This window comes from Streptomyces sp. DH12, from assembly GCF_020873895.1.
Lineage (GTDB): Bacteria > Actinomycetota > Actinomycetes > Streptomycetales > Streptomycetaceae > Streptomyces.
Window position 1 is genome coordinate 1 of record NZ_JAHWGT010001282.1, and the last position, 429, is coordinate 429.

Below are 429 nucleotides of genomic sequence, written 5' to 3' on the forward strand. Positions count from 1 at the left end.
GTCCGTACCGCGGACTTGACCTGCGCCCCGCCGCCCGTCTCGCCAGCCGACATCGCCCTTGACCCCTTCGTTCGCCGGGAAATAGTCTCCGAAGCGCATTCACCCACAGAGACAGTGTTCAGTATATCGAACACCGCTGTGGGTGACGTACGTACTGCGGCATTGCATGCGGCATTCAAGTGGAGGGACCCGCGGTGGCAGCATCACCAGTCTGGAGTGTCGACCCCCGAACCGGGAAGCAGCGTGAACAGGTTGCGGTGGAAGCCACAGCCCAGGAGGTGGACGCCGCCGTCAGGGCAGCCCACGCCGCACGCGAGGCGCTGACCGACCGCACCGTCCGCGCCGCCTTCCTGCGGTCCGCCGCCGACGAACTGGAAGCCGCCCGCGACCGGCTCGACGAGGCCGCCGACGCCGAGACCGCGCTCGGCC

The 429-nt window shown here is 68.8% G+C and carries 1 pseudogene; it reads left to right on the forward strand.

What is annotated here, in order from left to right:
• Positions 1-194 precede the first annotated feature (194 nt).
• Positions 195-429 (forward strand): annotated as a pseudogene (locus LPA54_RS39685) (aldehyde dehydrogenase (NADP(+))); the annotation flags it as partial.